Origin of the sequence: Undibacterium sp. Ji83W (assembly GCF_049340385.1) — a bacterium.
GTDB lineage: Bacteria > Pseudomonadota > Gammaproteobacteria > Burkholderiales > Burkholderiaceae_D > Undibacterium.
This window is the reverse complement of the sequence record NZ_JBMPOZ010000009.1, coordinates 215919-230995: the sequence shown is the minus strand read 5'-3', so window position 1 is coordinate 230995 and position 15077 is coordinate 215919. Positions and strand designations below refer to the sequence as shown.

Below are 15077 nucleotides of genomic sequence, written 5' to 3'. Positions count from 1 at the left end.
GCTCTACATCAAGGTAGAACTTCAACATTAAAAGGCAGCAAGGCCTGAGCCGGCAAATTACGGCCCGCCACGCCAACTGGCGTAACAGACAATATTTTGAGTGGTGTTGATTCCGCTGCCGCCATGGCGCGGAAGTTGATGGTCATCAGGCTACCCGGGCTGCTGGCACCGCCAGAAGTGCGCGTATTGCTGACAGTCACCTGCCCGTTGGGATCTATCGAAGCATTAAAGTTGGTGGGTGCCCCGCCCTGTTTCAGGAAGATGCCTTCATTCACATTGACGACTTGCAAGACTTTAGGATCAAAACCCAGAACCAGTGGCACGCTGGTTACAAGCTGGTCAGATTGCATGATCAACTGCAAGGAAAATACATCGCCAATTTTTACACTTCGCGGTCCTTGCCATTCCATTTGTGGCATGCCTACATTGGCAATGCCGCCTGTGCCTGCTATGCCGCCAATACCTCCGCTAATTCCACCATTAATGCCGCCAGCACCATTTGCGTTGTTATTTCCGTTACCAAGACTATTAGCCGGATTGGTGTCGGTTTTTACAGCATTCTTTGCTGCCTCATATGGGGCACCGCCAGGTGCTGCATTTGATCCAGGCATGGTGTCCGACATTTCCGGCCTGATCCTGAAGCTGCTATCGGTACCTGACTGGAATTCAGCATTGCGCAATTCTGGTTGCTGGATGTTGCGTATCAGATGCGGTGTAATCGAGAGTACGATTTCTGTTTTTTGATTATCATCAAGCTGGCTACCAAACAGACGGCCAACAACTGGCATTTCACCCAGGCCTGGCACTTTGGTGCCAGAATTACGCTCTTCATCATTGATCAAACCTGCCAGTATTTGCGTCTCACCATTTTTCAGGCGCAAGACTGTGCTGGCTGTCCTGGTGCCGATTTGGTAAGCGACCGAGCCAGATTGCGTCTTCAACTGATTAGTCAGACTGCTGACTTCGAGCGCAATCTTGATGCCAACATCATTATCAAGATAGATGGTTGGTTCAACTTCAAGCTTCAGGCCCACCTCAATGTAGTTGATATTTTCAGAGACAAAGCCAGTGGATGTGGCAGTGGTGGTGATATTGGGTACACGCTCACCTATCAGTATTTTGGCTTTTTCGCGATTCTTGGCACGTATGCGCGGATTGGCCAAAAGATTGGCATCACCCACTTCACGCCTGGCCTTGACGGACACTGGCCCAAGCGTGGCGCTGATGGTGGATGGATTGAGGTTGGTTTTCAAATCACGCAGGGTCAATGCGCCACCAGCCGCTGATGATATAGGGGAAAGGCTGAGTGAATTTGGCCACTGTATGCCTAGCTCCAACAAACGCGTGCGCTTGATTTCAAGTATTTCAACTTCAAGCATCACTTCTGGCTCAGGCAAGTCTTGCAGGGCGATGATTTTTTCTGCCAATTTGATGGCATCGGGGCTATCCCTGAGGATGAGCATATTGAGTTTTTCATCGACTACGATGTCGCGTGTCTTGACCAGTGTTTTGAGCGAATTCGATACGTTTTTGGCATCTGCATTGGTCAGGTAAAAACTTTTAACGACCATCTCCTGATATTCTTTTTGTTTGGCCGCAGTATTGGGATAGATCAGGATAGTGTTTCCATCCAGGACTTGTTTCTCCAGTTGATTAGTCAGCAGTGTGAAATGGATGGCCGATTCTATCGTGCTGTTCTTCAAGAACAACGAAGTACGCTGATCAGTTTTAACATCGCGGTCAAATAAAAAATTAATGCCTGATGTACGGGAAATCACTTCAAAAACCTGCTTGACCGGCGCATCACGGAATTCAATATTGATGGTTTTTCTGTAAGCCGCATTTAATCGGGTTTCTTGCGGCGCCTGCACGACGGACTCGGCCACCATTCTCGCCAATTTATTGGCTGCCACACTACCGGGGTTTTCTGCCAACACTTTTTTAGTCAAGGCCTGAGTACGGCTGTATTCTTTTTTATCGAACGAGGCCTGCGCCTCAGTAATCAATGCTGCATGCTGATCGAGTTGCTCCAGCTTGAATAGCCCTGCCCTGGCCTGTTCATTGGCCGGATCGATATTTAATATTCTTTGAAAATGCAATCTGGCAGCAACCAGCTTTTCCAGCTTGACGGACTGGTCTGCCTGCTCCTGCAAGCTATAGATGATTTGTTCACGCGTTTTCAGATAGGCTTTGCGATATTCAAGCTGGCCTGGTGCCTCTGCCATGGCGAATTTGAATTTCTCCAAACCATCTTCAAGTTTGTCCTGCGCGATGAGGTCTTTGCCATCACGGTAAGCCATCTGTGCAGCACAACCAAATAGCGATATGCAAACTATTATCAGGGACAGTAGCCGACGACCCAGCAAGTGTTGAAATGAATTCATAAATACTCAATTAGTTAATCTGCATTACCGATTTGCAAAGTCTGCACTTGGTTCAAAGGCAGGTAGGTGATACTCATCATGGTGGGTTTGATGGCATCAACACGATAGATATTTTCAATAATAGTTTTTTCCTGGACTATAAAAGTCCGGTCACCACTGGACAGGTAAACCTCCATTTGCCCATCGTCTGTCTTTTTACCGAGATAGCGAAATGGTAAAGGCGGTGCAGTTGGCGGCGGTGGCGGTGGCGGCTTGGCTGCAGGCGGTGGTGGTGGCGTCCAGCTTTGGGAGCCAAAGAAGCTTTCATTGCCTTTGTAATCTGCCGCGATTAATTGTTTTCTGTCGATGACAGTAGCAATCGTCTGCACTTGATTTGCAGCTTGTATCTTCGTTTTGGTATCTGGCAACTTGGCAGGCGTTGCAATTGCCTGTGATGTCACCTGCACCTTCTTTGCATTAGGTGCTGCAGCTTCAACAATATCACCGTCAGGTGTTTTATCTGCATAAAAGGCTATCCATACAGCCACGAGCAAACCGCCACCCAGTAAAATTTTGCGCATGCTCATTCAAAACCTCTGCCAGGCAATGTTGCAGTTGCACCAACATATAAGGTGAACACCATTTTCGACTCGATCACGGGACCATTGATGGTTTCACGCTTGAAGGAAGTTTCATCCAGAGATGCAAATGGGATGGTCAGCAAAACCTGTTCTGCAAATTTACGGATTTGCAGATAACTGCCCTTCACAGGCAATTGCACTTTGTAAGTGAAAAATTTGCCTGCACTGTTTTCTGCCAATTGATACTCGCCAGCTTTCAGGCTAACGCCTGCTTCATTGGCCAGATACAGTATGGTTTTCACTTGTTGTTCTACATGCTTCTTTTCACCTAGCAATTCATAAAATGCATTCAGGCGCTGCAAATTATCATCCAGTACCGGCGTCTGTTTAAGCACATTCAATTGCTGGCGTTTTATCTGCAGATCAGCTTGCTGCTCTTCCATCCTGTAAATCTGCTTTTGCATATAGGGTACGCCGTACCACCAGGCAGCACTGACCGCAAGCAAAAGGCACAACAACAGCAATTTAACCCAACCCAGTGCATGTACTGAAAACACTATGGCGAGACGAATTTTCCTTGGCAAGTTCGAAGCATGTTTTGCTTGGGATGTTGTCATTGCCTGACTCCATCGCGCCATTGCACTTCAAATTGAAACCTGTATGGCTTATTCTGATCTTGCTCATTGATTTCGTGTTTTTCAAGAATCACGGCTGTAAACAATTTTTGCTGTTTCAAGGCTTCGATATACGCAATCATGTCGTCGCTATTTTTTGTCTCTGCCATCGCTTTCAAGCTGGCTTTTTGACTATTCGGTGTCACCTGCAATAAGGCGACTTTGTCTGAACTGGCTTTTTCCAGCGCATCAAGCAAGTCTGTCCATGGCAGATTGAGTTTGGCAATTGCCTGATTGACCGCAATCACTTGCTCTTGCGGTAGCTTGGGCGGTGGCGTCTTCAGTTGTTTCTTTTCGATTTTCGCTATGTCAGCCTGCAAACTCTGCATTTTTTCTGCAGCATGCATGCGACTTTGAAGCAGTTGATTGCCGCGCCAGACCAAACCACCGAGTAAAACCAGTACCAGCACAGCCAGCAACAAGACCGGGAATGAAGTGTAATGCAAACGCCTCGCTATTGAATCTGGCGCGAATTCTATCCGTATCATTTTCATGAAGCGGCTCCCACCCTGCTCTTAAGCAATGCATTGGCATCAGTATTGCTGTCTGCAAGATCTTTTTTTGCGAGCTGATACTGGCTGGTCTGGCGCAACAGACTGTATTGCCAGGTAGTGGGAATACGACCTGCAAGCAACAATTGCGTCGGTGGATTCAACTGGTGCAGCATTGCTTCTCTTTGCAATTGGGTACGCAGCCATACGTCGTCACTGGCCTCAGGCAACAATATGGTTTTGACCAAGCGCAAAGATCCCTCCTGGAATGTACCCAGCGTCATCGCCTTTTCGCCAACAGATACAAACCAGGCGTCAGTTAAAAATCTTTGCTTGCATTGGTTCCACATCCATACAAAGCGAGGCTGCAAGCTCAATATGCGCTGACCAGATTTTTTACTTGCACCGCTGATTTTTGCCAAAAGCGTCTTGGGAATAGCGCAGATCAATGAAGGTTTATTGCTTTGCCAGTCAGCACTGATGAGCCAGTCATCGCTGCTCACATTAAACAAAGTTTCCAGCCGCATTTGGGCAGCAGCATGAAAATCCTTTAATGACTGCGCGTGGGATGGTGGTGCCAACACAAAAAATTTGACCAGTACATCGTCAAGGACGATTTCCAGCAAACCTTTCCTGTCTGGATAATTGGTAAATACCGACTGCCATTGCAGACCAAAATCAGTGGCATCGAGCTCTATATCCAGTGGAAATGAGGGTACTACTTCAAACTCAGGCGAGCGACGGAATTTTGCAACTTGCTGGCTGATACAAATCTGCCTGGCATTGATATCGACCAATAAGGAAGAACAAAAGAATTTAAGCATGCAACGTAATCCTTTTAATTTCTTCCAGCGTTGTGTCGCCACGCTTGACCATTGCCAGCGCTGCTTCGCGCAAGGTCGTTGTACCATTACGCCTTGCAGCATCTTTGATTTGTCTGATAGGACGTTTTTCGATAATCATTTCACGAATTTCATCCGTCAAAGTGAGTATCTCGGCGATGGCGCGCCTGCCTTTATAACCGGTTCCACGACAATCGCCACAGCCCTGCCCTTGCCGGAAATGGAAATCGTGAACGTCTTCCGCAGTCAGATTGACCCGCTTCAACATATGTTCATCAACGCTGATTTCTGTCGAACAATGCGGGCAATTGATACGTACCAGACGCTGTGCCCAGATGCCATTCAATGCAGAGACAAAGGCATAAGGATCAATACCCATATGCGCAAAGCGGCCAAATACATCGAACACATTATTGGCATGCACGGTGGTGAGCACCAAATGGCCTGTCAGTGCCGACTGCACGGCTATTTCTGCTGTTTCCTGATCGCGGATTTCGCCCACCATAATCTTGTCAGGGTCATGGCGCAAGATGGAACGCAAGCCCTTGGCAAAGGTAAGCCCTTTTTTTTCATTGACAGGAATTTGCAATATACCGGGCAATTGATATTCGACCGGATCTTCAATGGTGATGATTTTTTCGCGCCCGCTATTGATTTCTGAAAGCGCCGCATAGAGCGTGGTTGTTTTGCCGGAACCAGTCGGACCTGTCACCAGTAGCATGCCATACGGCTCTTCTGTCAACATGCGCAGGGTAACCAGCGACGCCTCATCAAAACCCAGTGCTTCCAGACTGAGTGCACCATAAGCTTCTACCATTGCGCGCTTATCGAGGATACGGATAACCGCATCTTCACCATGTATGCTGGGCATAATGGAAAGCCGCAAATCGATTTCCCTGTCATTGACCTCGATGCAGAAACTGCCATCTTGCGGCACCCGACGCTCTGAAATATCAAGTTCAGCCAATACCTTGAGTCGGGAAATCACTTGCTCAGCATCGGCAATGCCGGTTGTGGATGTGATGTGATCGAGCACACCATCAATGCGATACTTGACACTCAAACCCTGTGCCGTGCTTTCCAGATGGATATCTGAAGCACCGACCTTTAAAGCATCATACAAGGTGGTATTGACCAGCTTGACTGCAGGGCTGGCTGCTTCCGACACAGATTCAAAGGACAGCCTGGTCGCGGCTTTACTCTCGCGCTTACCTGCGGTGTCAAGCGAGGCGGTATTCGCCAGGCTATCAGTAGTACGGGTAGTATCCTCATGGCGCGACAAATATGCCTGTATGTCTGTATTCAATGCCAGCCGGAACTGTATGGGAGATTTGGCGATGGAACCAAGCCAGATCTGAACATCGGGATCGAAAGGATCAGATATGACTGCAAACAAACCGTTTTGCGCATCACGCAGTATCAGGCTTTGCTTTTGCATGGCACGGTTCAATGGCAGCAAATCAAAAGCCGGCACGTGCGCCTGCAATTCTACCGTCTCCATCACAGGCATATCGCAATAGTGGCCCAGTGTCTGCAGCAGCTTCCTGGCCTCAACCTGTGTCAGATTCAGCAGGGCAAGCCACATGCTGACATGATGTTGATTGGCATAGTCCCTGGCCTGCTGGAGCAATTCTGGCGTAACCAGTACGCTAGTCATATTATCGAAAGCACTATTCATGAAAGACCATCCGCCAAATCGAATATAGGCATATACAAAAGCACCACAATAGTGCCGACAATCAGGCCAATGACAGCCATCAGAATTGGCTCAAAACTACGAATGAAACGATCTATCCAGCGCGTGATTTCGCCTTCATAAAAATTGGCCGATTGCGTCAGCATCTTCCCTAATTCACCTGTGCGTTCGCCCACTCTTAACAGCCGCTGTGAAATTGGTGTAGTCAACTCATAGCGTTCAAAGGCTTCAGATAACATGACACCAGATTCAATCGAAGCAGTTGCCTGCTGTAAGGCCATCTGCATATTGGCACCGACCATGCTGGCAGCAGTATTCAAGGCAGCAACGATGGGGATACCACCATCGAGCAACATACCCAGGGTCATATACAGCCTGGATAAAGAATAAATACGAATAGATTCACTAAACACCGGGAATTTGGCGACCAGACCCAGGGCACCGTTTCTCTGCCAGATGCCTTTGATAGCGATGCCTAAGGACAAAATACCAGCCAGGCAAACCAGGGTAAATACAGAACCGTGTTCTGTGACAAAAGCCCCCCAGTTCAACAACAGTTGGGACGACCATGGCAGCGCGCGCCCAGTTCCGCGATAGACTTCTGCAAAACGTGGTACGACATACACCAGCAAAAAGAAAGTAACAGCGCCGCCAACCAAAAACAGGATGGCAGGATAAATGAGGGAACTGATAATTTTATTGCGGACAACATCAATACGCTGCTGATACTCTACAAATCGTGCCAATGATGGGGACAGGCTGCTGGTGCTTTCTGATGCTTGCACAATACCGACAAATAAACTTGGAAAATATTCTTCTTGCTCAGCCAATACCTTGGAAAAGCGCTTTCCCTCCTGCAAGCCAGTCAGAACGGTAGACAATACGGCACGAATTTCCTGGCTTTGCTCTTTTTCCAATAAAGCTTCCAGAGCTTCCACTATAGTCAGGCCAGCATTGAGTAAAGCCAGCAACTCCTGGGTGAACAGGAGCAGAGAAAATTTACCAGGCCTTACCCCGGAACGACCAGATCTTAATATTGAAAGGGTGCCGGTTTGCTGCAATGACGAAACCACCCAGCCACGGTTCTTTATCGCCAGACGTGCGTCGGCTTCAGTGCGCGCATCAATGATTTCTTCAACGATTTGCTGATCAGGTGTCAGTGCCCTTATTTTGAAGCGCATAGTTTGATTTAAAAAGTTTGCGCCAAAAGCACCTAGTTACTAATATCGGCATCATCACCTGTGCCGCCCGCCTGACCATCTTTGCCGTAAGAGACAATTTCAAAATCCTTGTCTTTTGCTGGTGACAGATAGCGATAAGGACGCCCCCAGGGGTCAAGTGGAATGGATTTCTTTAAATAAGGCCCATTCCATTTTGTATTTGCCGATGGATTTTCCAGCAAGCCAGTCAAACCCTCTTCGCTCGTTGGAAACCGCCCCACATCGATACGATAAGTATCCAGTGCTTTTTCAAACGCAGTAATTTGAGCCTTTGCAACCGCCGCCTCAGACTTGCCAATTTGTGCGAAATATTTTGGCCCCACATACGAAGCCAGCAAACCTATGATGACCACCACAACCAGCAATTCCAACAGAGTGAAACCGGCGTTTCTTTGCAGCGCATTCCTGCCCGATTTTGCTTTTGCTTGCGATTTTGCTTGATCTATTGCGTTCACTTGATACCTGATCGTCTAGCCTGAGAGATGTGCTTCTGCAAAAACTTTCACTGAACTCACAGGGAGACCAGCATCAGAGCAACAATTCGGGAATGTAAAAGAATGTGCCTAAATTTTAGACAGTCGCGGAGCTTAGCATAAATTTAATCAAAAAGGAAGGCCGGGGCGTTGTGTCCTAATGAGCAAAAGAATGGCCACTAGATGCAAAAAAGCCCTTGATTATCCATCAAGAGCTTTTCATGTTCTGGCGGAGAAGGAGGGATTCGAACCCCCGATAGTATTGCTACTACGCCTGATTTCGAGTCAGGTACATTCAACCACTCTGCCACTTCTCCGGCTTGGTTGTTCGTTATAAACGAAGCCTGTGATTATAGCAAAGAACTTGCTCAAATCAAAATTAGCGAAGCAACGTCGCCGTGCAAGTTAAAAACCTGACTACATATCGCGACATGAAGATGTCATAAAGCAAGACTATATTCTGATGCAATGCGGCAAGCTGTCGCCTGTAACTGTGGCTGCATTTGGCATATCAACATTGGGATTAGCTTCAATGGAAAGTTGTATAGCGGGAGATACTGTGGATTATCTGTCTCAGCAAAATCTGGTATCTGAGCAAAACATCAGTCAGTTCGGTGTGCAATCTGCTGCGCTGATGCTGGCGCATTTGCAACGCATCATTGAGCAGCGCCTCCTTACCGCACGTTTCCAGCCCATCGTACAGATGCAGAATGGCGACATCCTTGGCTATGAGGGTTTGATACGTGGCCCGTCGGACAGTCCGTTGCACTCCCCTGGCAATTTGTTTAAAGCTGCATGGGACAATAATCTGACGGTGACGGTAGAGCACCTGTGCCGTCGTATCGTGCTGGAACAATTCGCAGCGCAGAAATTGCCTGGCAAGTTGTTTTTGAATGTCAGCCCTGAGTGCCTGTTGCAAAGAGATGTGCGTTATGGTGAGACGCTGGATTATATCCATGAACTGGGCATAAACCCTGAGCGCGTCATCATAGAGCTGACTGAATACCAGCCCACGCATGACTATGCTTTGCTGTGTGAGGCAGTCATCCATTATCGCGAGATGGGTTTTGAGATTGCGATTGATGATCTGGGAGAAGGTTTTTCCAGCCTGCGTTTGTGGTCAGAATTAAAGCCTGATTATGTCAAGATCGACATGCATTTTATCCAGGGTATAGATCATGATCCGGTCAAGGCGCAGTTTGTGCGCTCCATACAAAGCATCGCTGAGAAATCTGGTACACGCGTCGTCGCTGAAGGCATAGAAACCCAGGCTGAGCTATTGGCTGTGCGTGATCTGGGTGTGGCCTGCGGCCAGGGTTATCATATCGCCCGCCCCCACCCTACCCCTGCACGTGCAGTGTCGGCTGAAGTGGCGCGGATTTTAACGCCGAATCAATATCAGGCAGCACGGCGTACATCAGGCAGCTTTGAGCAGGCGGCTACAGTAGAAAAGATTTTAAAGACACCGCCGACCATTTCTTCTCGCATGCTGAATAACCAGGTCGATGACATCTTCTTGCAACATCCGAAATTACAAATCATCCCTGTAGTGGATGACGGCATACCTGTAGGCCTGATCAACCGCTACCACATGATAGACCGCTTCGCCCGCCCTTATCAGCGTGAACTGTATGGTAAAAAGCCTTGCACGGTTTTCATGGAGGCGCATCCTGTTATTGTCGACAAAAATACCAGCATGCAGGATGTCAGCCACATTATCGTGGAAGCCAATCCCGAGCAGTTAATCAACGGCATTATCATTACTGATCAAGGGCGCTATATAGGTCTGGGTAGCGGGCCGGATTTGATGCGCGAGATCACGCAAATGCAAATCACTGCGGCGCGTTATGCCAATCCACTGACGCAATTGCCGGGCAATGTCCCTATCAATGAGCATATCGATGTATTGCTGCAGAAAGAGCAGTCTTTCTGTGCCTGCTATTGCGACCTTGATCATTTCAAACCCTTTAATGATGTCTATGGTTACCGCCGTGGCGACGACATCATACAAATGACCAGCGATGTATTAAAGCAGCATTGTGATCCGCAACTGGATTTTATTGGTCACATTGGTGGCGATGATTTCATCATCCTGTTCCGCAGCGAGGATTGGGAAGTACGCTGCCAGGACATACTGGCAAGTTTTTCTGCTGCCATTGATGATTTTTACAGCATTGAAGACCGAGAAAGAGGTGGTTATTTGAGTGAAGACAGACAGGGCAAGAAAGTCTTTTACCCACTGGTCAGCCTCTCCCTGGGTGTGGTCAGGTCAAGAGCAAACCGCTATTACTCACATCACCAGATTTCCATCGCCGCATCAGATGCCAAGAAGCAGGCCAAGAAAATTCATGGCAATAGCCTGTTTGTAGATCGTCGTTCTGAAATGGATTTGCTGGCAGGCTAAACGCAATCTGTAAACAAAAAACGCGCTTCACTTTATGTCATGAAGCGCGTTTTTCATTAAACCAGGGCCAATTAAGCCGCTGGTGTCAGTTTTTCCAGGCCACCCATGTATGGGCGCAAAGCTGTCGGGATAACGACAGAACCATCCGCCTGCTGATAATTTTCCAGCACAGCCACCAGGGTACGACCAACTGCCAGCGCAGAGCCATTCAGAGTGTGTACCAATTCTGGTTTACCCTGGGCATTGCGGAAGCGGGCTTGCATGCGGCGCGCCTGGAAGTCGAACATATTCGAAATCGAAGAAATCTCACGGTAAGTGTTTTGTGCTGGCAGCCATACTTCCAGATCGAAAGTCTTGCAGGCACCAAAGCCCATATCGCCAGTACACAGACTCATGACGCGGTAAGGCAGTTCCAGCTTGGTCAGAACGGCTTCAGCATGGCCGACCATTTCATCCAGGGCTTCCATGGATTTTTCTGGATGAACGATTTGCACCATTTCGACTTTGTCGAATTGATGCTGACGTATCATGCCGCGGGTATCACGGCCTGCGCTACCTGCTTCAGAACGGAAGCATGGTGTGTGTGCGGTCATTTTGATAGGCAATGCATCGGCAGCCAGAATCTCGTCGCGCACGGTATTGGTGAGTGTGACTTCGGAAGTAGGGATCAGGTAAAACGTCTCGCCTGTACCTTCTTGCCCACCTTTTTTCACTGCGAACAAGTCTTCTTCAAACTTGGGCAATTGACCCGTGCCGCGCATAGAATCAGCATTGACCATGTAAGGCGTATACATTTCAGTATAGCCATGGTCCACCGTTTGCATGTCAAGCATGAACTGGGCAAGTGCGCGGTGCAGACGTGCCACGCCACCTTTCATGACGGAGAAACGGGAGCCTGTGAGTTTCACTGCAGTTTCAAAATCCAGGCCCAGGGCTGAGCCGATATCGACATGGTCTTTGACGTCAAAATCAAACGCGCGTGGCGCACCGACCTTGCGCACTTCCACGTTGCCGGTTTCATCTTCACCGACAGCAACAGATTCATGTGGCAGATTGGGAATGGTTTGCAGGAATGCACTCATGCGAACTTGCACATCACTCAAATGCGTTTCTGATGCTTTCAACTCTTCTGGAATGCTTGCAACTTCTGCCATCAAGGCGGATGCATCCTCACCTTTGCTTTTCAGATTGCCGATCTGTTTGGACAAGGTATTGCGCTTGCCTTGCAGCTCTTCAGTACGGGACTGGATTTGCTTGCGCTCGGCTTCGAGTGCATTAAAGGTTTCTACATCCAGCTGGAACTTACGGGTAGCCAGGCGCGCTGCCGCACTGGCAATATCTTTGCGCAAAAGTTGAATATCTATCATGATTTTAAGTGCAGTGAACTAAGCTAATCGACTATTGTATCAAGGGATGGGCATTTCCCCTATTTTCAAACAAGGGGAAATGCTGTTTTTACATCAAAATCTACGTATCAATACTTCACAAGACTACGGTAAACCAGCTTGGTATTACCTTCTGCAGGTACGCTGATTTTCCATACTGCCGTATTGCTGGCGCTCTTGGTATAAGGATGGCTACTGCTCAAGACTTGCCAGTCACCAGGCATGGGTTCTTGCACGGTGACGATGACGGCTTCTTTTTTGGCATTTTTCAATACCAGCTCGTAGGCACTTTCAGAAACGTAATTGTATTTGCCGCTCGCTGCGAGTTTTTTGAAGTCAGTTTGCTTCTTGTCGGCAGTCACATCAAAGGCTTCGCCCAGTTTCAGGCGTACTTTTTCATTCTTTGGTGTGTGATCAACACTGTCTTCACCTATGAACTGGGCATTGCCTGCACCATCTTTTTTGTAAACCCGTACGACACCTTTGGGTAAAGGCATGCCCAGTTGAGAGGCCTCTTTATTGTCGAATTCAACAAAAACGCCTATCTTCATTTTTTGACCAAGATCACCGTAACTGCTTTGGTAGTAATAATCACTGCCTGCCAGCAGCAATTCTTTACGTGCAGGCACACCAGATGCAGACAGCAAAGCTACTTGCTTGGTCTGGTTTTCTGCAATAGTGGTTGGCCTGTCCAGCGTGTAGAGGTGATACTCAAACAGAGATTCTTCCGCCATGGCTTTTTTAGCCATCATGGGCTGAGGGGCATCCAGTCTTCTTACTGAACTACCGGTTATTTCTACTCTTTGCAACACTTGATGCACATCACCTGCGACCAGTTGCAGCTTGGCATTGCGGTAAGTTGTGCCACTGGTATTACCTAAAGTAACCCAGCCTGAAATATCCAGCTTGTCATCAGCCGCATTCAACTCGACAACATAGTCTGCCTTCCAGGACAAACCACCGGTCAGGTAACTGAGTTCTACATCCTGTTGCTGTGCACCGTTGTTATCAAGTGCCATGACCAGGGTAGGACGGTCACGCAGGTTTGCTGGCACATCAGGATAAATGATGCGACCAGGCAGGCCGGTTTCTATGCGGTCGCCTATCTTCAACACCACGCCATTATTTGCAGACAAGACTTGCGCAGACTCTGTCGTCTCCGCACCCGTCGCAGGATTGGTGCGGATGATATTGACATTGCGGCCTACATATTTTTCCAGCAGTTTTTGCGGTGTTAGCAAATCGAAATTAAAATTTTGCTCTACGACGGACAAGCTGCCTGGAGAAGACAAGCTGCGCAGCAATGCAGTTTCTGCACGCATCTTGGCGCTGACATCGCGGAAAGCCAGTGCGCTTGCGCCACGCTTCAAGGGTAGTTTGCGCTGGTCCTTGATCAGAGCCAGGTTTTCATTGTAGATCGTGACAGCAACTTCTTTTTGGTCAGCCAGGGTACTACGCTGCTCCTCTGTCTGGGCATAGGCACTTCCAACCAGGGACAATAACAACAGGCTTGCGGTCAAAGGTTTATGCATGATCATCCTTGATGAAAATGGTGGGTTTACTGTGGCATTACTGAGTTTGCTTACTTGGCTTACTCATCCAGACTGCGCAAATACGCGAGTTTTTCTGCTATCTTTATTTCCAGCCCGCGTGGTACGGGTGACGCGGTATCAAGATCTTTTGCAACAACTGCAACCGAGTAGCAATCTTGTGGAAGTTGTAGGTTTCCTTCTGTGGCGAATTCAAATCAAAATAAGTAACAGGCTTGAAATCCATACCCATACAAGGGTGACATTTTTGCTATTGATTCAACTTCAACAAGGCTTTTAGATCATCTCCTGAAGTGCCATCTGCATCCCACTCAACACCCCCTGCTCTCAAGAGTTTCAGGAGGTCATTGATAGATTGAATTTTGCACAGGAGCTCCTTCAACATTTCAATAATGAGCATCAAGTTCGGCCAGAAATTATCATAATGAATCGCAACCTCCATAGGATAGCCCTTTTCACAATTATTCAACTCACATGGCTTCTTCTCTTGCACTATGCGCAAAATGAAGTCACTACGAGATTCGCCCCCCCCACTCAATGCCATGTGCTGTTGAAAATCTGATGCGCTTTCAAAAGCCAGGTATTTGAGAAATGATTCAGAGTGGTTGTTCCCTCCTTTACCAACAATACTCACATACATCTCATGAATGAGTTTCTGCAAGAACTCACCATAAGCAGACAAGACAGTATCTTTCTTGAATGAATTAATCTCCACCGATGCTTTTGAATGAATATAAATCAATAATGCATCCATATACATTTCAGCATCAATCTTGAAGGCATCAACCATCTGGTGAGTTCCATGCATTTGATAGGGATTCAACTTCCAAGTTAAATCTCCATCACTCTGGGATTTTTGCAACTTCTGCTGAAGCTTATTGATTAAGTCACTTGCCTTGGTAGTCAGCACAGAAGAGCAGTACATCCTGTACTGTTTATCTTCATAGGTTTTCGCTTCTTGCCAATAGTTGAACATAGAGTTGTATTCATCTCTAGTTTCTTTCTCATTGTAAGATTTATGCAGATCATGAAGCTGCTCAATCAATGGCGAATAGTCAACTAGAACCTTGACCTCACCTTTTTCTTTGAAAAGCTCAATAAACTCCATAGGATCAATCCCCCGAGAAATCGAGCTTATCTGACCATTGGCCTTTCTGGTGCCTATGAAGAAGGTTTGTCCCGTCATTTTACTGAGTCCAATTCTTTGACTATTTGAATCATTGATTTTCATATCACCTAACTTAACATCTTGCATAGCGAGCTATACAGTCACCACACATCCATTCACCGTCATCAGCGACGAAGATGATGACCCGAAAGCTCTCTTCCAGAGGGGACAGGTCTACCTTGTGTTTACTCTCCAGATTAATCAACAACAGCTTCTGTTTCATGTCTCAA

Annotated in this window: 13 protein-coding genes and 1 tRNA gene; 1 reads left to right on the top strand and 13 read right to left on the bottom strand. The window is 47.6% G+C overall.

The features are described from left to right. Positions 1-8: 8 nt before the first annotated feature. The 9 genes from ACO0LD_RS16865 to ACO0LD_RS16825 form a co-directional block, all read right to left on the bottom strand. Positions 9-2384, bottom strand: coding sequence for a secretin N-terminal domain-containing protein (locus ACO0LD_RS16865; protein WP_423008805.1), 2376 nt, complete (start codon positions 2382-2384; stop codon positions 9-11). A gap of 14 nt (positions 2385-2398) precedes the next feature. Further along, positions 2399-2944, bottom strand: a complete 546-nt coding sequence (locus tag ACO0LD_RS16860; protein WP_423008803.1) for a hypothetical protein — start codon at positions 2942-2944, stop codon at positions 2399-2401. A gap of 2 nt (positions 2945-2946) precedes the next feature. After that, positions 2947-3561 (bottom strand): hypothetical protein, encoded by a 615-nt coding sequence (locus ACO0LD_RS16855; RefSeq protein ID WP_423008801.1) that lies wholly within the window; start codon positions 3559-3561, stop codon positions 2947-2949. Continuing rightward, complete coding sequence (locus ACO0LD_RS16850) at positions 3558-4112, bottom strand: PilN domain-containing protein (protein WP_423008799.1); 555 nt, start codon at positions 4110-4112, stop codon at positions 3558-3560. Before ACO0LD_RS16850 ends, ACO0LD_RS16855 begins: the two co-directional genes overlap by 4 nt. Continuing rightward, positions 4109-4933, bottom strand: a complete 825-nt coding sequence (locus ACO0LD_RS16845) for a hypothetical protein (RefSeq protein WP_423008797.1) — start codon at positions 4931-4933, stop codon at positions 4109-4111. Before ACO0LD_RS16845 ends, ACO0LD_RS16850 begins: the two co-directional genes overlap by 4 nt. Beyond that, positions 4926-6629, bottom strand: coding sequence for a GspE/PulE family protein (locus ACO0LD_RS16840; protein WP_423008795.1), 1704 nt, complete (start codon positions 6627-6629; stop codon positions 4926-4928). Before ACO0LD_RS16840 ends, ACO0LD_RS16845 begins: the two co-directional genes overlap by 8 nt. Beyond that, positions 6626-7828 (bottom strand): type II secretion system F family protein, encoded by a 1203-nt coding sequence (locus ACO0LD_RS16835; RefSeq protein ID WP_423008793.1) that lies wholly within the window; start codon positions 7826-7828, stop codon positions 6626-6628. Before ACO0LD_RS16835 ends, ACO0LD_RS16840 begins: the two co-directional genes overlap by 4 nt. 32 nt (positions 7829-7860) lie before the next feature. Next, positions 7861-8265 (bottom strand): type II secretion system major pseudopilin GspG, encoded by a 405-nt coding sequence (gene gspG / locus ACO0LD_RS16830; protein ID WP_423008857.1) that lies wholly within the window; start codon positions 8263-8265, stop codon positions 7861-7863. Between the two features lie 302 nt (positions 8266-8567). Next, positions 8568-8657: transfer RNA gene (locus tag ACO0LD_RS16825), tRNA-Ser, on the bottom strand. Between the two features lie 317 nt (positions 8658-8974). Here ACO0LD_RS16825 and ACO0LD_RS16820 point away from each other — a divergent pair. Continuing rightward, complete coding sequence (locus ACO0LD_RS16820) at positions 8975-10744, top strand: GGDEF domain-containing protein (protein WP_423008855.1); 1770 nt, start codon at positions 8975-8977, stop codon at positions 10742-10744. 71 nt (positions 10745-10815) lie between these two features. On the opposite strand, the gene serS is transcribed toward ACO0LD_RS16820, so the two are convergent. From serS to ACO0LD_RS16800, 4 genes are all read right to left on the bottom strand, one after another. Continuing rightward, the gene (gene serS / locus ACO0LD_RS16815; protein WP_423008791.1) at positions 10816-12111 is read right to left on the bottom strand and encodes a serine--tRNA ligase; all 1296 of its coding nucleotides are present in this window, start codon (positions 12109-12111) and stop codon (positions 10816-10818) included. A gap of 107 nt (positions 12112-12218) precedes the next feature. After that, positions 12219-13661 (bottom strand): DUF4139 domain-containing protein, encoded by a 1443-nt coding sequence (locus ACO0LD_RS16810; RefSeq protein ID WP_423008789.1) that lies wholly within the window; start codon positions 13659-13661, stop codon positions 12219-12221. 268 nt (positions 13662-13929) lie between these two features. After that, entirely contained in the window at positions 13930-14910 is a 981-nt protein-coding gene (locus tag ACO0LD_RS16805; RefSeq protein WP_423008787.1) for a hypothetical protein, read from the bottom strand. Positions 14911-14920: 10 nt separating this feature from the next. Next, positions 14921-15070: a hypothetical protein gene (locus ACO0LD_RS16800; protein ID WP_423008785.1), complete on the bottom strand. Its 150-nt coding sequence runs from the start codon at positions 15068-15070 to the stop codon at positions 14921-14923. Positions 15071-15077: the final 7 nt, after the last annotated feature.